Origin of the sequence: Halomonas sp. IOP_6 (assembly GCF_021151565.1) — a bacterium.
Classification (GTDB): Bacteria; Pseudomonadota; Gammaproteobacteria; order Pseudomonadales; family Halomonadaceae; genus Vreelandella; species Vreelandella alkaliphila.
The window spans coordinates 171,935-189,847 of sequence record NZ_JAIRBO010000005.1 but is presented as its reverse complement, the minus strand read 5'-3'; the positions used below and the strand labels follow the sequence as shown (position 1 = coordinate 189,847).

Here is a 17,913-nt window from a genome sequence, read left to right as displayed (position 1 = left end):
TTATAGCCCCTGTTCCTTTTCCCATGGCGTTACACGCATATCAGCGCTGACACGATGTGCTCCCGCTGCCACTACACGATCATTCGCGGCTAGTTCGCCACTCACCTCTAACCCCTTAGAAGTTAAACGCCCCACCTCGACTGGCACCGCCTCTAAACGATCCGGCGCCTGAAAACGCCACACCACCGCCTGCTCCGAGTTCTCACCTTGATAGCTAATGGCGTTAGGCGGCAAATGCCAAACAAGACTTTCAGACGCTGGTAACAGTTGGCCTAAATCAAGCCGCACGGTGGCGCTCATGCCATCAAGCAGAGTGATATCGTCGGGCTGCGGTAGCCGAAGCGTTACCTCATAAGCCAAGCTTTGGGCGCTGGCCTGGGTGGTATAAGACGCCAGCTGTGCAAGGTAAGGTTTTTCGCTATTGCCAAACCGCACTTCAAAGGCCATCGCCATTTCAAACGGGGTCACCTCATCGTTGCGCGGTATCTGCTGAACGATTTGCTGCGGTAAATGAAAGATCACATCAAGCTGCCCTGGCTGCTGAATCACCGCCACGGTTTCCTGCACCTGGACAATCTGCCGATTATCTACCGGCACCTGGGCAATCACACCATCGTAAGGTGCGCGCAGTTGGGTATTTTCCAGTTGCTCTTCGGCCTGTTCAAAGGTCGCCCGAGCGGCACGCAACTCCGCCTCTGATTCATCAAACCGTGCTTGGCTAATCGCTCCACGCTCTAGGGTATAGCGCATGCGTTCGTGAGTGGCCCGTGCCAGTTCTAACCGTGAACGGGCGCTATCCAATTCACTGCGCATATTACGATCATCAATACGCGCGATGAGGGTGCCTTCCGTTACCCGCTGACCGGGAGTCACGTTAATCTCTAAAAGCTCACCCGCCATGCGAAACGATAGATTGCTGCGTGTAGTGGCTTCAACGCGCGCAGGAAATTGTCGCTGCAGCGCGGCACCAGACGCTTCTAATGTCACCAGCTTCACCGGCCGAAGAGGAGGCTCATTCTGGCTTTCGGCATAAGCGTCACCTGTTGCCAGCAGCAGGGCCAGCAGCGCTGGAAGCAATCGAATCACAGTGTTACGCACAGCGGACTCCTCGGTGGTGTTATCAATACGCAGACATAAAAATTTCACTGACATCCATGAATGTCAGTGAGCGTGTATACTAATCACCTACTGGCGACTTTGCCATTCAGTAATGCCAATATAAGTGCACTTTTTTGTTAGGAGCCGCTATGTCACGCCGCAAAGCTGAGGCTGAACGCACCCGCGAGGCCATCCTTGATGCTGCAGAAACTCAGTTTCTCGCTCAAGGCGTGTCGCGCACCACATTGGCTCATATTGCCGCAGCGGCTGGCGTTACCCGAGGTGCGATTTACTGGCATTTTGAGGATAAAGCGGCGGTATTCGATGCCCTGCTAGAGCGTGTTCGCGTGCCGCTCGATGAAATTGTCGATGATGCTGTGCTACGACTGGGCCACACCCCCACCAAATGCCTGCAAGAGATTGCCCTGAGTGCGCTTGGCGCTATCTGCCATAACCTTCCGTTACAGCGCGCCGCCACCATCGTGCTGCATCGCTGCGAAAAGCTGGAAGATGATCATCCACGTATCAGCATGATCACTCGGCTGTCCGAGCATGCCGAAATGCAGGTTGAGCAGCTATTTGAGAATGCCCGGCAAGCCGGCCATCTGCGCGCTGACCTCACGCCCGCCAGCGCCCGGCGCCAGTACCATAGCTTTTTAATCGGCATTTGCTTTGATTGGCTACAAGATCCGCAGCAATTCTCATTAGCAGACGAGTACGAGAGTATGATCGAAACGTTAATGCGGGGGTTGTTGGAGAGTACGCTTTAAACGCCTTGGGGAGCTAAGCTTGGCACGCAGGTTGCTTATATAACTAGGATAATAATACTCACCTGGAGTCCCCCATGCACCACTCTGACTATCCGCTAAGTGAAGTCCCCACTAGCGCCCGTAAGGGCTTGCTCTCCACCTCCGTTGTGCTACTCGGCTTTACTTTTTTCACTGCCACCATGTGGGCCGGTGGTTCGCTTGGCCAATCGTTCCCGATTGGCCAACTGCTCTGGATCATACTGGTGGGTAACTTGTTGCTGGGCGCATACGCGGCAGCCCTTGCTTACATTGCCTGTCAAAGCGGCCTTAACTCCGTACTGATGGGACGCTTCTGCTTCGGTGAAAAAGGCAGCAAACTTTCCGATTTTATTCTCGGCTTTACGCAGATTGGTTGGTACGCCTGGGGCACCGCGACGATTGCCCTAGTGTTAGTACGCACCACAGGGATGCCTGAATGGCTGGAAATCCCCTTAATGGTGCTATTTGGGTTTGGTTTCTGCGTGACGGCCATGATTGGCTATAAAGGGATGGACTGGCTTTCGCGCTTTGCCGTCCCCGCCATGATGCTGTTTATCTTGATTAGCCTGTTCACCGGGCTGGTGGATGCACACGGATTTGCCGGACTAAGCCAGCAAACGCCCACGGAAAGCATGAGCGTAGCGGCAGCGATTACCGTCATCATTGGCACCTTTATTAGCGGAGGCACCCAAGCGACTAACTGGAGCCGCTTCGCCAAGACGCCGAAAATTGCCGTGATCGCGACTCTGGCGGCTTTTTTTGTGGGCAACGGCTTAATGGTGCTGACTGGCGCACTGGGTACCATGATTTACCAGCAGGCGGATATTGTCGATGTATTGATCGCGCAGGGCTTTGTCACCATCGCGGTGCTGATGCTGTTTCTAAATATCTGGACCACTCAGGACAACACCATTTACAACTTTGCCGTAGCGGGCTGCAATTTGCTGCGCACCGAGAAACGCCGCTTAGTCACGGTGTGTGGCGCAGCGATTGGCACCGTACTGGCGGTAGGCGGTATGTATAATCTGCTGATTCCCTTTCTAGTACTGCTAGGCACCTTTATTCCTCCCATGGGCGGGGTGATCATGGCGGACTTCTGGCTCAAACATAAAGGCCGCTACCCTACTCTGGAATCCACTCAGCTACCCAATTTTAATCGCCGAGGGTTAGCCGCCTATGCATTAGGCGCTGGAGCCGCTTACCTCTCCCCGTTGCTCCCCCCATTGGTAGGTGTCGTGGTAGCGGCAGTTAGCTACGCTGTACTGCTTCGTTTAAACCACGCTACGCTAAGTGATACCTCCCCTTCGACTGCCAAACAATAAGTGAGCCACTAACTATATGAGCATGCAGATCATTAACGCCCGCCTACGCCAGCGCCCCGAGCTTTACCGGCTTGAGATTGAGAACGGTACGTTCACAGCGATTACCGCTCAAGACGCGCCACAAACGGCGGGGGATGGGCAAATTGATGCGGGCGGCAAGCTGCTTTGCGCGCCGTTCATTGAACCGCATATTCACTTGGATGCCGCGTTAACGGCGGGCGAGCCAAGCTGGAATCAAAGCGGCACGCTGTTTGAAGGCATCGAGCGTTGGGGTGAGCGTAAGCCCATGCTCACCGAAGCGGATATTCGCGAACGCGCGCTTAACACCCTGAATCTGTTGATAGGCAACGGCGTCCAGTTTGTGCGTACACACGCTGACACCAGCGACCCCAGTCTAATCGGCATTAAAACCCTATGCGCCTTGCGCGATGAATTGAAAGATAAAATCGATATCCAAGTGGTCGCTTTTCCGCAAGATGGCCTGCTTTCCTACCCCGGCGGCGACCGCCTGATGGAAGAGGCGCTGGAGATCGGTGCGGACGTTGTCGGCGGCATTCCCCACTTTGAGTACACCCGAGAACTAGGCGTCGCTTCCATGAAGCGGGTGATAGAGCTAGCGATCAAATATGACCGCTTGGTGGATGTGCACTGCGATGAGATAGACGACCCTAACTCGCGTTTCCTTGAGGTGCTGGCCTGCGAAGCGCTGTTTAACGACTTAGGCAGCCGCGTGACCGCTAGCCACACGACGGCGATGCACTCCTACGATAACGCCTACTGCTCTAAGCTGTTTCTGCTGCTCAAGCGTTCGGGCATCAATTTTGTCTCCTGCCCCACCGAAAGCATTCACCTGCAGGGACGCTTTGATAGTTACCCAAAACGTCGCGGTGTTACCCGCGTAAAAGAACTAAACGCCGCGGGCATTAATGTCTGCTTTGCCGAGGATTCGATCTTCGACCCCTGGTACTCGCTGGGTAACGGTAAGCTGTTGCGGACGCTCGATTTTGGCTTGCATATCTGCCAAATGATGGGCTATCAGGATTTCAGCCAGGCGCTGTCGCTTATCACTGACAACAGCGCACGCACACTCAATATTGAAGCGCGTTACGGTATCGAGGTCGGCAAACCCGCCAGCTTCAACCTGCTGGAGGGTGAAGATGACTACAGCGTGCTGCGTACTCAGGGCGAGGTACTACTTTCCGTTCGCCACGGTGAAATCATTATGCAGCGCGACCCCGCAAAGATTACGACACCCCCGTGGCTTGGTATTTAGAAAAAGCGTAATATAGCCGGGCTGATAATCAGCAAAGTTCTCAGGGCGGGGTGAAAGTCCCCACCGGCGGTGATGATGGCTGAATAAACTTCTGTCATCTAAGCCCGCGAGCGCTCAAGACTGTTGTTTTTTATTTCTTGAGGTCAGCAGATTCGGTGAAAAGCCGAAGCCGACGGTGATAGTCCGGATGAAAGAGAACGGTACCTTAGACACGCAACTTAAAAAGTGGCTTCAGCCACCTTTTTCGGTTGCCTGACGACCGGTCCCGCGTGCCCTGATTCTGGTACAACTTATCCAAGAGAATGACCATGAATCAGACATTTCCGCTAACGCTTTCAACACACACCACGGCCCAGCGCATTGCGTTTATTCAAGGCCACTGGCATCACGACATTGTCGAGAAGGCCTATGAAGCATTTATCACTGAAGTAGAACGCTGCGGTCTTAACACCGAACAAGTGGACATCTTCACCGTATCAGGTGCTTACGAAATCCCCCTCCAGGCAAAGGTACTCGCCGAAAGTGGCCGCTACGGCGCCATTGTCGGGGCAGGCTTTGTGGTAGACGGCGGCATTTATCGCCACGACTTTGTCGCCCATGCGGTCATTGATGGCTTAATGCGCGTGCAGTTAGATACGCAAGTACCGATTATCTCGGTCGTCCTAACACCACACCACTTCCATGAGCACAGCACTCACCACGACTTCTACACCCAGCACTTTGTTACCAAAGGGCAAGAAGCCGCCCAGGCGTGTCTGAATACGATGGAGAACCTGCATCGAGCGCGCAAGCTAAGCAACGCATAAACCTGTATTGCGCTTAAAAAGCTGTGTTGTAAGTCACTGTCGTTTGAGCCCGGCTGAACGCCGGGCTTGGCACGCCTAGTCAATATATGAGTGCTAATAAGTGCTTATCATAAGTTTGCGAGGATTCAGGCCCCATTAAATCAGTGGTTGCCTATGATCACTTTTCAGCCGCTCAAGGCTCATCGTCTATTGTAGGAGGCCGCTTCTAGCGGGCGATGGCGGCGTAGCCGCCCCTACTATAACCAGGCAAATCAGTTAAATCATCGCGAGCTAAAGCTCCCTCCCACAACACCCAGACAGCTAAGTGCTTATGCATACGTTTACGAGCATTTAGACCCTATCGAATCAGTGGTTGCCTATGATCAGTGCCCGCTTAATTTTGTGCAGGCACTTACTTCAGAAGATGACTGCTCATTAGTCATCATTGCCGTTATTTGATATCCAGCAGATAACCGTAAAACGCCGTGTTGCGCTGCCAGTCCAAGGACTCATAAAGGTGCTGGGCGCGCTCGTTCTCTACCTGAGTCATAAGGATTAAGCGCGCGACTCCATGCTCGCGAGCCAGTTGGGTGGCGGCTTCCATCAACGCCCTACCCGTTCCCTTATCGCGGCACTCTGGCAACACAAAAAGATCATTTAGCGTCCAACGCGCATTCAAGCCCACCGTGGAAACTCCAGGATAAAGCTGCACGAAACCAGTGAGGTTAGCGTCGCTATTTTCACTCACTAAAATGCGCGAATCCGCCTGCCCAAAGCGCTGACGCAAGAAATCCCGCGCCGCACCGATATCACTCGGCTGATTATAGAACTGCCGATAGCCGTCGAGTAATCCACTAAGTGCCTCTAAGTCAGACAGTACCGCTGAACGAATATTAACCATGGCAACTACTCCATTAAGATGGTGAACAAACTCAGCTTGCCGCTATAGTGGTCTATAACAAAGAGCCACTTATCGCTAAATTGAGGGAACCAGTGAAACGACGTAACGCTGCTAGCGATTGGATTACGGAGGCGCTAGCGATAAGGCTAGCAGCGAATGAAGCAGCCACGCTGGTTCAACAGCTCTACCGTTCGCTTAAGGATTGGATTCAACATGGCGAATTGACGGCAGGCGATGCACTTCCCTCTTCTCGCTATTTATCCACCGCTTTAGGTATTAGCCGCAATACGGTGCTGGCCGCCATGGACCGGCTGTTGGCGGAAGGATTGCTGATCGCTCGCCAGGGAGCGGGGCTCTATGTGGCACAACTACCCACACGATTAAACAGAACCGAACTTCCCTCCCCTGTGCCTGTTCGCTATTCAAACCGGGGCAACACACTACTAACGCTAAGCGGCGCGTTAAGCCACGGCCATCGAGCGTTTGCCCCTGGCGTTCCGGCACTCGATCTGTTTCCCCGCGAGCTATGGCAACGCCTTTTGCGTCGTCACTATTATCACGCAGAAATGTCATGGATGGATTATCAAACCAACGGTGGGCTGCCTGAACTTAAAGCAGCCCTTTGTGACTATCTACGCCTCTCCCGCGCGGTGCGCTGTCAACCAGAGCAGATCGTGATTACCCAAGGAGCTCAGCAGGCATTTGAGCTGATTACCCAACTGCTCACCGATAGCGGCGATTCGGTTTGGATGGAAGAGCCTGGTTACCGCGGAGCGCAAGCATGTTTCCTAGCCTCAGGCTTAACGACAACGCTCATACCCGTAGATAAAGAAGGACTAAACCCTTCACTAGCGCCTGCGAGCGCCCCCGCACCCCGGCTAATCTATGTAACACCTTCTCACCAATACCCCAGTGGCGTTACCATGCCAATACCACGCCGACTAGCATTGTTAGAGTATGCTTCTCATGCTGGCAGCTGGATCATCGAAGATGATTACGACAGTGAATTTCGGTACGACACGCCGCCTACTCCCTCTCTACAAGGCCTCGCCGAACAGGCGCCGGTGATTTATGTGGGCACCTTCAGTAAAGTGCTTTACCCCGGCTTGCGTTTAGGCTATTTGGTATTGCCTGATAGGCTTGCCGAAGACTTTAAGCGCGCCCATACGCGGCTGCACCGCGAGGGTAACTACCCCATACAATCAGCGCTTGCTGAACTTATTGCCAACGGCCACTTTACTCGCCACATCGCTCGCATGCGGGCTGCTTATTGCCAACGCCAAGCCTGCCTGCGCACTGCGTTAGCGCCTGCGGTGGCCGCAGGGCTTCAGCTTTCTGACGGCCATGCAGGCATGCACCTTCTGGCTGAGCTCGATAATTTTGAAACAGAAGAGATACTGGTAAGACGTGCTAGTGAAGCGGGTATTACGCTTTCTCCTCTTTCCCGCTATTACCTTGGTGAGAACAAGCGCCCTGGTTTAGTGCTCGGCTATGCAGGCTCAACGGAAAGCGAACTTATCAACGCAGGTGCTTGGCTTAGCAACGCATGGTTAAACTTACGCCAGGGTTAATATCTATTCGCTAAGGGCGTTCAGCGGCCGCGCTGTCGTTGGTTGGCAGCGAGAGGAAGCTTTCTGTCGTCAAACATTAAAACTACCGCTGCCTTAAGACTCAAGGCAGCGGGACAGTCACTTGGCGAATGAGTGTTCATTAGTCGCCAGCATCCGATCGATTAAGGCATTAATACACGATCAACCACGTGGATGACGCCGTTCGCTTGGGCAACATCAATCACCGTTATATTGGCACTATTGCCCTGCGCATCCATCACCATCAGGTTATTACCGTTACGAATAACGGAAAGATGCCCGCCTTGTACGGTTTTAAAAGCCACGGTGCCGTCGTTCTCCATAACCTCTTCCCACAACGCGTCCCGCGTCAGGTTGCCTGGCACCACGTGATAAGTCAGAACGGTCTGCAATTGCTCAAGGTTCTCAGGCTGTAGCAACGTATCAACGGTGCCGTCGGGCAAGTCCGCAAAGGCCTTATCCGTGGGTGCAAAGACGGTAAAAGGGCCATCACCTTGCAACACATCCACTAGTTCAGCTGCCTGCACTGCAGCCACCAGCGTTTCGTGGTCACCTGAGTTAACGGCATTTTCGATAATATTACGCTCGGGAAGCATGCTGGCTCCGCCCACCATGGTAGGGCCATGATCAGCAACGGCAGCACTAGCATAAAGAGCAGCGGCACAAAGGCTAGCAGTAAGAAGTTTGAGTTTCATTGGGGCATCTCCTACTTGTGATTAAAATGGCTCAACAATGCAAGCTCATTAACACTTACGTGGTTAATGCCCAGGTGGATGCAAACTTTTCAGAATTTTTTATCGGCCACTAATATGAAGTCTATTGCCTTCAACGCCACGCTACCCAAGACTGATAGTTCGGTTTAATGCGCAGAGATGCCTGAATGCAAGATGCCACGCAACGCCAACAGTACCTTATTGATCAGCTCAGTGGCTGCGCCCAAGGCGACCGCCAAGCATTTGCGCGCCTTTATCGTGCCACTAGTGCGCATCTATATGCCCAACTGCTGCGTATAGTAAGAGAGGAAAGCGCTGCCCAGGATTGCCTGCAGCATGTCTTTATCAACATATGGCGCGTTGCTAATCAGTACGATGCCACTCGTGCTAAACCTATGACCTGGCTTTCAACACTTGCCCGCAATACTGGCATCGACTGGCTACGCCGCCAGAAGCCGCAGGATGCAACCACCGACGAACCTATATTAGCAACGCTGTTAGGTACCGAAGACCCTGAAGGTGACAGCATAAGCGGCCAGAAAAAAGACAGACTTAATGATTGTCTGGACACACTAAGCCTTCATCAGCGTCAGTTAATGGAGATGGCTTATTTTCAGGGGTTAACGCATAGCGAGCTTGCTCACTCTTTGTCCCAACCGCTGGGCAGCGTTAAAAGCTGGATTCGTCGTGGGCTTGAGAGGTTAAAAACATGTCTAACCAATGGGATTTAACCAACCCCGATGAACGCCACCTAGCGGCTGGTGAGTATGTACTCGGCGTATTGGATAAAGAACAGAAAACACACTTTGAAGCACTGTTGGCCGTCAGTCATGATCTACAAAATGATGTGGATAGCTGGCGAGAGCACTTGCAGTTGTTCAACGAGCAACTTGATCCTAGAACACCTCCCAAAGAAGTTTGGCAGCGTATTATCCAAGCAACCGGGGCATTTCCCCCTCCCTGGTGGCAACGCTTAGGCGTATGGCAAACAATCGCTGCCGGATTTGGGGCAGTCGCAATAGTTTTTGGCACTCTTTGGCAGCAGGCTGAACTGTCTACATTGCCTCAGGGCGAGGCGGTCTTTGTGGTTCAGGATGAATCGCGCACGCCGGGCTGGATCATTAGCGCGACCACTGGGGGCGAACTGATCGTGCAAGCCGTTCAACCTACTCAAGTCAGCAGCAATCAGACTGGGGAGTTATGGTTAATCGCCGAAGGCACCCCAATATCGTTAGGTTTACTACCTGAGCAAGGTAACCTACGGCTACACCCTAGTGCAGAGCTACGTGCGCAATTATTCAATGCCGACCTTGCCGTCAGTATAGAACCACGAGGTGGTGCACCTGACGGTCAACCCACAGGGCCCATCATTGATCACGGGCGTTTGGTACCTATGCGCGGCAACACTCTCAACTTATGACGTTTAGGATATTACTAAGGAGCGCCCAATGCCTGACTTTATTGCCCCTGATAATCTTCCACGCTGCCAGTGGTGTGGCGGTGCCCCCGAATTTCTGCCCTACCATGACAACGAGTGGGGGTTTCCGGTGGTTGACGACCAGCGGTTATTCGAAAAGCTCTGCCTGGAAAGTTTTCAGTCAGGCTTAAGTTGGCGCACCATTCTCAACAAACGCGAGAACTTTCGCGCTGCCTTCCATCATTTCGACTTCCATCACGTTGCCCGCTTTGGCGAAGAGGATGTGCAGCGCTTGCTGCAAGACGCCGGCATTATTCGCCATCGTGGCAAAATCGAGGCGGTGATTAATAATGCTCAGCGGGCGCTGGAAATGGTCAACCAGGAAGGCTCACTGGCCGCATATTTCTGGCGTTTCGAGCCAACCCTCGATTCACTTGCCGCACCACAAACTCAGACCACCTCGCCTGAATCCATCGCACTTGCTAAAGATTTGAAAAAGCGCGGCTGGAAATTCGTTGGTCCAACCACTGCGTTTGCGTTTATGCAGGCCATGGGGCTACTCAATGATCACTCGCCAACGTGCATCACTCGAGAGCAAGTCGAACAGGCAAGGCAGCAATTTCAACGACCAAAATAGCAACAGAGGCACAAGACACTATACTTTTTGCACAAACGTGCCATGCCCAGATGGCCGGCCTACGTATTCGCTGGGTGCCGTCTTGTAGTAGGGTATGATTTTTACACACTCATCTATACACCGAACAGCAAGGGGACATCACGTTCCCAATGGGGTCAACGTGGTCCAAACGCTCTCTTCTCACACAGAATCCCGCGCTTCGATATGGAAAGCTTGGAGCGTGCATATATTCACGGCCAGCGGCGTACTGCTCGGCACAATGGCGCTGCTCTCGCTGATCGACAACAATCCAGTCGCCTGCTTACTATGGCTTGGCGCGGCGATGATGGTCGATGGTTTCGATGGCACTCTGGCGCGTAAGTATGAAGTAAAAACCATCCTGCCCCACTTCGATGGCTCGACGCTTGATATGGTCATCGATTATCTAACCTGGGCATTTATTCCCGCTCTGTTCATTTACTTCTTTATCGAGTTACCGCCCAATTTCGAATTGCTGTCAGTGTTTATCATTCTGCTGTCATCGATGTTCTGTTTCTGCAACACTAATATGAAAAGCCAGGATAATTACTTTGTTGGCTTTCCTGCTGCCTGGAACATTGCTGCGGCCTATTTTTATATTCTCGATTTACCGCCCTTCATCACCTTTGCATCTATCGTTTTTCTCGCCATTCTTACCGTGACCAAGATGAAGTTCCTGCATCCGTTTCGTGTTCGTCAGTTCATGCCACTCAATATCGCCGTCACGCTATTATGGTGCGCCTGTGCAACGTCACTGGTGCTCTCCAGCCCCGCGCATGCCGCCTGGGCCCTATGGGGATGGGGCATTGCATCCGTTTACTTCATTGGTATGTGCGTATGGCGTACCGTTCAAGAAGCGTTTTAACTTAGCGATACCTCATACCGCTGTGCCTCCTCCACCATTTCGGTGGCGAGTTCTCCCACGGTGCGCACGGCATCTTCAATGGCCGGTGTTAGCGTAAATGCGTAGTTAAGTCGCAAACACTGGCGAAACTTGCCCGAGGCTGAAAATAGCGAGCCAGGAGCCACATGGATGGCGCGCTTGGCTAAGCGTTCATTAAGGCGTACGCAGTCCACGGCGGCAGGTAACTCCACCCATAGCAAAAAACTGCCTTGTGGATAACTGATGCCCGCGCCTTCTGGAAAATAGCGCTGCACCCAGTTGATCATGATGTCCCGTTGGCGCTGATATTGGCGAGTAACATAGCGAAGATGACGCTCGTAGTGGCCTTTGGCGACAAACTCCGCCACCGCCAACTGCGGCAATGTGGCCGAGGCACCGGTAGAGACATACTTCATATGCAGCGCCTTATCTCGATAACACCCCGGCGCTAGCCAACCCACTCGTAGTCCTGGCCCCACCGTTTTCGAAAAGCCACTGCATAACAGCACCCGCCCATCGTCATCGAAAGACTTCACCGTCAACGGCCTTGGGTGGGTATAGGAGAGATCACCGTAGATATCGTCTTCAATGATGGCCACGTCGAAGCGTTGGGCGAGTTGAAACAGCGCCTGTTTGCGCGCCTCGCTCATGGTGTAGCCCAGCGGATTGTTATACGTCGGAGTGACCTGGATGGCACGGATCGGCCACTGCTCCAGCGCCATTTCCAACGCTTCCAAACTAATGCCCGTTTGCGGATCAGTAGGAATCTCCAACGCTTTTAGACCATTGGCTTTTAGGATCTGCATGGTGCCGTAAAAGCTAGGCGAGTCCACGGCCACCACGTCGCCAGGCTGAGTAAGGGTGCGCAGCGCTATCGACAATGCTTCCTGGCAGCCGGTGGTGATCATGATGTCATCCGGGTGCAGCAAACAGCCGGAGGCAATGGCCAGCCGCGCTACCTGCTGGCGCAGCTCGGGGCTACCACTCAGTTTGTCGTAGTTAAAGCCATTCAGATCGTTCTTACGGTGCAGCCCCGCCAGTGTTTTCGACAGCGGCTTAAGCGTTTCATAAGCCAGGTTCGGCACACCGCGCCCAAGCAGCAGCCGACTATCGTCACGCTCGGTAGCGACCAGCTCTAATACTTGATCCCATTGGGAGACATCCAGCGGGCACTGCGCAGGACGAGAGACAGAAGGCAGCACCGCAGGCACTCTGCTTGGAAGTACAAAGTAGCCCGATTTCGGCCGTGATTCGATCAGCGACACATCCATCAGTTGCCGATAGGCTTCCTGAGCCGTCGAGATACTGACATCAAGCTCCTGACATACCGCTCGAATAGAAGGCAGGCGATCGCCCACGCGGTAAATACCGTGCTCAATTCGCTCCCGCAAAATACAAGCGACTTCTTCGTAGCGCGTCATGACTCCAGCCCTCTATCTTTGAAATGCTTTTAAAATCGCTCTTCAAAACGTTCTTGAAGACGTTTTAAAAACAATACAGATACCCTGCCCAGCAACCATACAGAGGTATAACATATACCATCTGTATCTTGAAAATAGAAAAGCCTATATCTGTATTGACCTAGCATGGCTGCGTAATCTGGTGGAGCACATCGTCATCAAGGAGAACTGCCATGCTACGCTTCAGCCTCACTCAGTTTCGCTGTCAGTTACGTCACTATCATCAACGCCGCCGTAGCCGCCGTCAGCTACTAACCCTTGATGACCGACTGCTGGAAGATATTGGAATCACTCGCACCCAGGCGCAAAAAGAGGGTTGTAAACCGTTTTGGCAGCACTCGTCATGCAAAAGAGGTCCCTATGAAAACTGCTGAGTATTACCTGTTGGATGTGTTTACCGATAAGCCTTTTTCGGGCAATCAGTTGGCAGTTTTTTTAGATGCCGATGAGCTTGAAACCAGCACTATGCAGGCAATTGCCAATGAACTTAACTTGGCTGAAACGGTATTTTTAGGCGCGGCGACAGCGGCTAATCACTACCCTATGCGGATTTTCACACCGACGTCTGAGCTGCAGTTTGCTGGCCACCCCACGGTAGGTACCGCGCATCTACTAGCGGAGTTAAACCTCGTCAACCGCGAGCAGGGCATTGTGCTACAGCCACCTGTCGGCGAATTAGCGGTTAATTATGAAAAAAATACAGCAACATTCAAAACCGCCCAGCCCGTCATGGTCACGGGCAGCACGATTGATCGCCTTACTGCCGTTGAGCTACTAGGGCTAGACATCCACCAAGTCATTGGCGATCCAATCATTGCCTCTTTCGGGCTGCCCTTTCATCTTATTGAGCTAGCCGACCTAGCGGCTCTAGAGCACATACAAATCGCCGGTGCAGTATGGGCAGATGCCGTTACACGCAGCGGCACTGAGCAGATATACCTTTATGTGATGGAACAACGCGACAGCGAAGAGACGATTGTACGGAGCCGTATGTTCTCCATGCACGCCAGTATTTGCGAAGACCCCGCCACTGGCAGCGCTGCAGCAGCTTTAACCGGCTATTTAGCGTCACTCAAGCCAGATCCCCTACACTGCAAGATTCACCAGGGTGTTGAAATGGGGCGACCCAGCGTTATCCACACCGCCGCCAATGGTGAGATTAAGTCTGCCTATGTCAATGTGGGCGGTAAGGCAGTCATCTTGGGTAGGGGTGAATTTAATCACCTAGGTTGATGATGAGGTGATTTATTCTTCAACGTGGCTTTGGGCCAACGGGCAATCATCGCGGTGACAATAATGGCAAAGAAGAGCCGTGCCCATAAGATACCCGTTATATCGGCTCCAAGCATTAAGATCAGCAGCGTATCTTCTATAACGCTATGGCAGAGGCCGAGAAAACACAGCGCTAGCGTGCTGTCGCGCTTGCTAAGCACCCCGTTTTGCACGTCACGAATCAGCAGCCCTGCGCCATAGCTTAGTCCCAGCGTGAAACCAATGACCGTCACATTCGCTGCCGAACGACCAATGCCTAATAGCTTGAGCAACGGTAGCAAGCCAAGATGAATCCAACGCTCTAGACCCAGCCTTTTTAAAAGTTTTAAGAGCACAATCAGCGCTAAAATAATCACAAAAATAAGCGCTAACGTTTCCAACTGTGCCAATGCCCAACCGCTGAGCGTTGGTGCTGATGAAAAACTTGGCTGCCAGACCAATTCAACGGGAGCTTGCAACAAACCAAAATACGAATAGAAGCAGTGTAACAACCAAGCAAGCAGTAAAGCCCCACCCACACGCAGAACCAGCGTGCCCCACCAAGGTACGCCAGCGCGCTTGGCTACCGCTCCCTCAACGGGAAGCGAATGCCCTACCAGCATCAACGCACCCAGTACCGTTACCTGCTCAACACTCAAAGGCGTTTCACCGACGACTTGGAAAAACACCGCAATGGCGGTGTACAAATTGGTGAAGAGCGCCGCCGCCCACACAACACCCATTTGTTCAGGCAAACCGAGTGTGCTCATTAAAGGAGCTAATGCCGCCCCCAGCCACTCGATCATACCGAGTAGTTCTAACCCTTTGACGATGAGCAAAGCAGGTATCAGGATTTTGAGTAATGTCACATACACGCGCAGCGCGTCTTGCAGTACACGACCTACCACCGCCAATAAATAGTGAATTGTGATCCGCATCAAGCCCTCCATTGCCATTGTTTTAACAAACGTTATGATAATGGAGATGACGCAGAATCTTCTTTCCAATACGGTGCCTACAATCACTATTCGTTCTTTATTAACATAGAAAGAGAATCTTATTTCATGGACGCTATTGATCGAAGAATTCTTGACCAGCTTCAACGCGATTCCAGCCTGACCAATCAAGCATTAGCGGATGAAATAGGGCTTTCCCCCTCGGCCTGTTTAAAGCGGGTTAATCGATTACGCGATGCGGGAGTCATTGAGCGTGAAGTGGCGCTACTCAACCCTGATGCCTTAGGCCAGCGCCTACACATGGTGGTGGAAGTCACCATGGAGCGGGATAACAAGTTACTCTACCAGCAGTTCTTAACATCAGCGGTCAACGCCCCTGAAGTGAAGCAGTGCTATCAAGTAACGGGTGAGTGTGATTTTGTGTTGATCGTGGCAGTCGCTGATTTAGATGAGTACGACCGCTTTTGCGACAGCGTGCTCTATGCCCACGACAACCTGCGCAAGTTCCGCACGTTACTATCGCGAAAGCGGCATAAGTTTGATACATCTGTGCAACTCAGTCATTGAGCACTGCTCTACGCCGTCAACCCAATCCCCCGCAAAATCACCGAGGTTACCGACTGCACGGCTTTTTCAAACTGCAGGTCGTCTAAGGGTTTATCGTCGTTAAGCAGGTAGATTTGGTAGTCGAAGTCGGCGTAGTGCTGGGTGGAGGCCCAAATCATATAAAGGAGATAGGACGGTTCAACGGGGTTAATTTGACCGGACTCGACCCACTCGCGAATTTTTGACTCTTTCAATTTAGCCCATTCGTATAAGCTATCGCGCAGGCGCTCTTTCAGAATGGGTGCGCCCTGCATTACTTCCGCTGCCCATATTTTCGAGCCGTGAGCGCGGTAGCGAGAATGATTCATTTTGGCGCGGATATAGCTAGAAAGCACGACTCGTGGGTCGTCGTAGAGTTCGAAGCACAGCGCGTCCTGTTTCCAGATTTCCAGCAGCGCTAGCAGCACTTCCTGGTAAAGCGCCTTTTTAGTGGAAAAATAGTAGTGCACGTTGGATTTGGGCAGATCAGCCAGCTGGGCAATTTCCCCCATCGACGCTCCGGCATAGCCTTTTTCAGCAAACAATTGCTCCGCCGCCTGAAGAATCTTTTTTACGTTGGTTTGCCGAATTTCGTCCTGTGTTCTCGCCACGCTGCTCGTCCCTTTACGACTAAGATACGCACACCAAAAAAGTGCACCACCGCTTAGCAGTGGTGCAGAGAAGATGGCGTAGTTAGCTTACGGCGTCAACGTTGGTTAGTGGGAAACGAAAACTCGGCTCGTGTGGCTTCGCTCACCGAAGGCCAGCGCTGGGAAACCGCTTTTCGACGGGTGTAGAAGCGCACAGAGTCAGGGCCGTAGGCATGAAGGTCGCCAAACAACGAGCGCTTCCAGCCGCCAAAGCTATGGTAGGCCACCGGCACGGGAAGCGGTACGTTAACACCCACCATGCCCACTTCGATGCCATCGGTAAAGCGTCGAGCAGCCTCGCCATCGCGAGTAAACAGGCAGGTGCCATTGCCGTATTCATGGTCGTTAATCAATTGCATAGCGTCATCTAAGCTGCCGACCCGCACCACGCACAGCACTGGCCCGAAAATCTCTTCCTGGTAAATGCGCATCTCGGTAGTAACGTTATCGAACAGGCAACCACCAACGAAATAGCCATCTTCATGACCCGCGATTTTCAGCTCACGGCCATCGGCCACTAGCGACGCGCCTGCCTTTACGCCGTCTTCGATATAGCCCAACACCTTATCACGGTGCTCTGCCGTCACCAGCGGGCCCATATCCAAGCCTTTATCGGTACCAGGGCCAACCTTGAGCTCAGCAATTTTAGGCAGCAGCGTTTCAACTAACCGATCTGCCGTCTCGTCACCCACGCACACCGCCACCGAAATCGCCATGCAGCGCTCACCACAACTTCCGTAAGCCGCCCCCATCAGTGTATTGGCGGCGTTTTCCAAATCGGCGTCTGGAAGCACCACGGCATGGTTCTTCGCCCCACCCAGAGCCTGAACGCGTTTGCCAGCGGCTGAACCACGGGAATAAATAGCTTCCGCTACCGGCGTTGAGCCAACAAATGAGATGGCTTTAACGGCCTTAGCATCTAGCAGCGTTTCCACCGTTTCGCGACTACCGTGCACCACATTCATCACGCCTTTTGGCAACCCAGCTTCTTGCAACAGCTCGGCTACCGCCATCGCTGCTGAAGGGTCTTTTTCCGAAGGCTTGAGAATAAAGGTGTTGCCGCAAGCAATCGCCATCGGATACATCCACAGCGGCACCATGGCAGGGAAATTAAACGGCGTAATGCCGGCCACTACGCCCAATGGCTGGAAATTGGACCACGCATCAATGCCCGGCCCAACGTTATGGGAATACTCACCTTTTAATAGCTCAGGCACACCGCAAGCATACTCGACATTTTCGATGCCGCGCCTCAGTTCGCCCATCGCATCTTCAGGGGTTTTACCGTGCTCTTCACTGACCAATTGCACCAAGCGGTCGGCGTGCTCCTCTAGCAGTTGCTTGAAGCGGTACATTACTTGGGCGCGCTTAGCAGGTGGCGTATCTCGCCAAGCGGGAAACGCAGCTTGGGCGGCGGCAATAGCACGTTCTACGTCGGCGGCGCTGGCGTCCGCCACTTGGCGAATCACTTTACCCGTTGAGGGATTGGTCACGTCCAGCATGCGCTGGCTGTCGATTAATTCACCGTTAATTAGATGGGAAACAACGCTCATATTTAAACTCTCTGAAATTTAGGTCAGTCGGTTA

General features: G+C 52.8%; 19 protein-coding genes and 1 riboswitch. Of the genes, 12 read left to right on the top strand and 7 right to left on the bottom strand.

The genetic code is table 11. The features are described from left to right. Entirely contained in the window at nucleotides 1–1,098 is a 1,098-nt protein-coding gene (locus tag K7H08_RS11410) for an efflux RND transporter periplasmic adaptor subunit (RefSeq protein ID WP_120387325.1), read from the bottom strand. Nucleotides 1,099–1,247: 149 nt separating this feature from the next. On the opposite strand from K7H08_RS11410, the gene K7H08_RS11405 reads away from it, so the two are divergent. The 4 genes from K7H08_RS11405 (at nucleotide 1,248) to K7H08_RS11390 (ending at nucleotide 5,287) form a co-directional block, all read left to right on the top strand. Beyond that, nucleotides 1,248–1,868 carry a TetR family transcriptional regulator gene (locus K7H08_RS11405; protein WP_231657969.1) on the top strand — a complete coding sequence of 207 codons (621 nt, stop codon included), beginning with the start codon at nucleotides 1,248–1,250 and terminating at the stop codon, nucleotides 1,866–1,868. A 74-nt stretch (nucleotides 1,869–1,942) separates the two neighbouring features. Continuing rightward, nucleotides 1,943–3,208 (top strand): cytosine permease, encoded by a 1,266-nt coding sequence (gene codB, locus K7H08_RS11400; protein WP_231657967.1) that lies wholly within the window; start codon nucleotides 1,943–1,945, stop codon nucleotides 3,206–3,208. A gap of 16 nt (nucleotides 3,209–3,224) precedes the next feature. Further along, entirely contained in the window at nucleotides 3,225–4,481 is a 1,257-nt protein-coding gene (gene codA / locus K7H08_RS11395) for a cytosine deaminase (protein WP_089040639.1), read from the top strand. Nucleotides 4,482–4,513: 32 nt separating this feature from the next. After that, nucleotides 4,514–4,684, top strand: a riboswitch (FMN riboswitch). Between the two features lie 105 nt (nucleotides 4,685–4,789). Next, a complete protein-coding gene (locus tag K7H08_RS11390) occupies nucleotides 4,790–5,287 on the top strand; it encodes a 6,7-dimethyl-8-ribityllumazine synthase (RefSeq protein WP_231657964.1) in 498 nt (165 codons plus the stop codon). Between the two features lie 430 nt (nucleotides 5,288–5,717). Here K7H08_RS11390 and K7H08_RS11385 read toward each other — a convergent pair whose 3' ends face one another. Next, a complete protein-coding gene (locus K7H08_RS11385) occupies nucleotides 5,718–6,167 on the bottom strand; it encodes a GNAT family N-acetyltransferase (protein WP_038478619.1) in 450 nt (149 codons plus the stop codon). A 92-nt stretch (nucleotides 6,168–6,259) separates the two neighbouring features. On the opposite strand from K7H08_RS11385, the gene pdxR reads away from it, so the two are divergent. After that, complete coding sequence (pdxR, locus tag K7H08_RS11380; protein WP_231657963.1) at nucleotides 6,260–7,738, top strand: MocR-like pyridoxine biosynthesis transcription factor PdxR; 1,479 nt, start codon at nucleotides 6,260–6,262, stop codon at nucleotides 7,736–7,738. Nucleotides 7,739–7,899: 161 nt separating this feature from the next. On the opposite strand, the gene K7H08_RS11375 is transcribed toward pdxR, so the two are convergent. Beyond that, on the bottom strand, nucleotides 7,900–8,451 hold the full coding sequence (locus K7H08_RS11375; protein WP_038478625.1) for a fasciclin domain-containing protein: 552 nt from the start codon (nucleotides 8,449–8,451) through the stop codon (nucleotides 7,900–7,902). Nucleotides 8,452–8,636: 185 nt separating this feature from the next. Here K7H08_RS11375 and K7H08_RS11370 point away from each other — a divergent pair, with 185 nt between their 5' ends. From K7H08_RS11370 to pcsA, 4 genes are all read left to right on the top strand, one after another. Further along, on the top strand, nucleotides 8,637–9,200 hold the full coding sequence (locus tag K7H08_RS11370) for a sigma-70 family RNA polymerase sigma factor (RefSeq protein ID WP_038478628.1): 564 nt from the start codon (nucleotides 8,637–8,639) through the stop codon (nucleotides 9,198–9,200). Further along, the gene (locus K7H08_RS11365; RefSeq protein WP_198349440.1) at nucleotides 9,179–9,889 is read left to right on the top strand and encodes an anti-sigma factor; all 711 of its coding nucleotides are present in this window, start codon (nucleotides 9,179–9,181) and stop codon (nucleotides 9,887–9,889) included. The genes K7H08_RS11370 and K7H08_RS11365 overlap by 22 nt, the downstream gene beginning before the upstream one ends. Nucleotides 9,890–9,917: 28 nt before the next feature. Further along, on the top strand, nucleotides 9,918–10,523 hold the full coding sequence (locus tag K7H08_RS11360) for a DNA-3-methyladenine glycosylase I (protein WP_231657961.1): 606 nt from the start codon (nucleotides 9,918–9,920) through the stop codon (nucleotides 10,521–10,523). A 202-nt stretch (nucleotides 10,524–10,725) separates the two neighbouring features. Next, on the top strand, nucleotides 10,726–11,406 hold the full coding sequence (gene pcsA / locus K7H08_RS11355) for a phosphatidylcholine synthase (protein ID WP_342743730.1): 681 nt from the start codon (nucleotides 10,726–10,728) through the stop codon (nucleotides 11,404–11,406). Here the strand turns inward: pcsA and K7H08_RS11350 are convergent. After that, nucleotides 11,403–12,845, bottom strand: coding sequence for an aminotransferase-like domain-containing protein (locus K7H08_RS11350; protein ID WP_193067498.1), 1,443 nt, complete (start codon nucleotides 12,843–12,845; stop codon nucleotides 11,403–11,405). The two genes, pcsA and K7H08_RS11350, sit on opposite strands and share 4 nt — an antisense overlap. A gap of 212 nt (nucleotides 12,846–13,057) precedes the next feature. Here K7H08_RS11350 and K7H08_RS11345 point away from each other — a divergent pair, with 212 nt between their 5' ends. After that, nucleotides 13,058–13,258 (top strand): DUF1127 domain-containing protein, encoded by a 201-nt coding sequence (locus K7H08_RS11345; protein WP_038478640.1) that lies wholly within the window; start codon nucleotides 13,058–13,060, stop codon nucleotides 13,256–13,258. After that, nucleotides 13,245–14,117 carry a PhzF family phenazine biosynthesis protein gene (locus tag K7H08_RS11340; protein WP_231657959.1) on the top strand — a complete coding sequence of 291 codons (873 nt, stop codon included), beginning with the start codon at nucleotides 13,245–13,247 and terminating at the stop codon, nucleotides 14,115–14,117. The genes K7H08_RS11345 and K7H08_RS11340 overlap by 14 nt, the downstream gene beginning before the upstream one ends. Here the strand turns inward: K7H08_RS11340 and K7H08_RS11335 are convergent. Continuing rightward, nucleotides 14,105–15,073, bottom strand: coding sequence for a hypothetical protein (locus tag K7H08_RS11335; protein WP_231657958.1), 969 nt, complete (start codon nucleotides 15,071–15,073; stop codon nucleotides 14,105–14,107). The genes K7H08_RS11340 and K7H08_RS11335 overlap by 13 nt on opposite strands. 126 nt (nucleotides 15,074–15,199) lie before the next feature. On the opposite strand from K7H08_RS11335, the gene K7H08_RS11330 reads away from it, so the two are divergent. Then, a complete protein-coding gene (locus K7H08_RS11330) occupies nucleotides 15,200–15,658 on the top strand; it encodes an Lrp/AsnC family transcriptional regulator (protein WP_120386269.1) in 459 nt (152 codons plus the stop codon). An 8-nt stretch (nucleotides 15,659–15,666) separates the two neighbouring features. Here the strand turns inward: K7H08_RS11330 and K7H08_RS11325 are convergent, their stop codons facing one another. After that, nucleotides 15,667–16,287 carry a TetR/AcrR family transcriptional regulator gene (locus K7H08_RS11325; RefSeq protein WP_120386268.1) on the bottom strand — a complete coding sequence of 207 codons (621 nt, stop codon included), beginning with the start codon at nucleotides 16,285–16,287 and terminating at the stop codon, nucleotides 15,667–15,669. Between the two features lie 95 nt (nucleotides 16,288–16,382). Further along, nucleotides 16,383–17,879 carry a CoA-acylating methylmalonate-semialdehyde dehydrogenase gene (locus K7H08_RS11320; RefSeq protein ID WP_231657957.1) on the bottom strand — a complete coding sequence of 499 codons (1,497 nt, stop codon included), beginning with the start codon at nucleotides 17,877–17,879 and terminating at the stop codon, nucleotides 16,383–16,385. Nucleotides 17,880–17,913 lie beyond the last annotated feature (34 nt).

Excerpts from the sequence above, each read along its gene's own strand:
- K7H08_RS11345 (WP_038478640.1), top strand. The coding sequence starts at position 13,058 with ATGCTACGCTTCAGCCTCACTCAGTTTCGCTGTCAGTTACGTCACTAT.
- K7H08_RS11365 (WP_198349440.1), top strand. The coding sequence starts at position 9,179 with ATGTCTAACCAATGGGATTTAACCAACCCCGATGAACGCCACCTAGCG.
- K7H08_RS11335 (WP_231657958.1), bottom strand. The coding sequence starts at position 15,073 with ATGCGGATCACAATTCACTATTTATTGGCGGTGGTAGGTCGTGTACTG.
- codA (WP_089040639.1), top strand. The coding sequence starts at position 3,225 with ATGAGCATGCAGATCATTAACGCCCGCCTACGCCAGCGCCCCGAGCTT.
- K7H08_RS11360 (WP_231657961.1), top strand. The coding sequence starts at position 9,918 with ATGCCTGACTTTATTGCCCCTGATAATCTTCCACGCTGCCAGTGGTGT.
- K7H08_RS11330 (WP_120386269.1), top strand. The coding sequence starts at position 15,200 with ATGGACGCTATTGATCGAAGAATTCTTGACCAGCTTCAACGCGATTCC.
- K7H08_RS11320 (WP_231657957.1), bottom strand. The coding sequence starts at position 17,879 with ATGAGCGTTGTTTCCCATCTAATTAACGGTGAATTAATCGACAGCCAG.
- K7H08_RS11405 (WP_231657969.1), top strand. The coding sequence starts at position 1,248 with ATGTCACGCCGCAAAGCTGAGGCTGAACGCACCCGCGAGGCCATCCTT.
- K7H08_RS11385 (WP_038478619.1), bottom strand. The coding sequence starts at position 6,167 with ATGGTTAATATTCGTTCAGCGGTACTGTCTGACTTAGAGGCACTTAGT.
- K7H08_RS11340 (WP_231657959.1), top strand. The coding sequence starts at position 13,245 with ATGAAAACTGCTGAGTATTACCTGTTGGATGTGTTTACCGATAAGCCT.
- K7H08_RS11350 (WP_193067498.1), bottom strand. The coding sequence starts at position 12,845 with ATGACGCGCTACGAAGAAGTCGCTTGTATTTTGCGGGAGCGAATTGAG.
- K7H08_RS11390 (WP_231657964.1), top strand. The coding sequence starts at position 4,790 with ATGAATCAGACATTTCCGCTAACGCTTTCAACACACACCACGGCCCAG.
- K7H08_RS11370 (WP_038478628.1), top strand. The coding sequence starts at position 8,637 with ATGCAAGATGCCACGCAACGCCAACAGTACCTTATTGATCAGCTCAGT.
- codB (WP_231657967.1), top strand. The coding sequence starts at position 1,943 with ATGCACCACTCTGACTATCCGCTAAGTGAAGTCCCCACTAGCGCCCGT.
- K7H08_RS11375 (WP_038478625.1), bottom strand. The coding sequence starts at position 8,451 with ATGAAACTCAAACTTCTTACTGCTAGCCTTTGTGCCGCTGCTCTTTAT.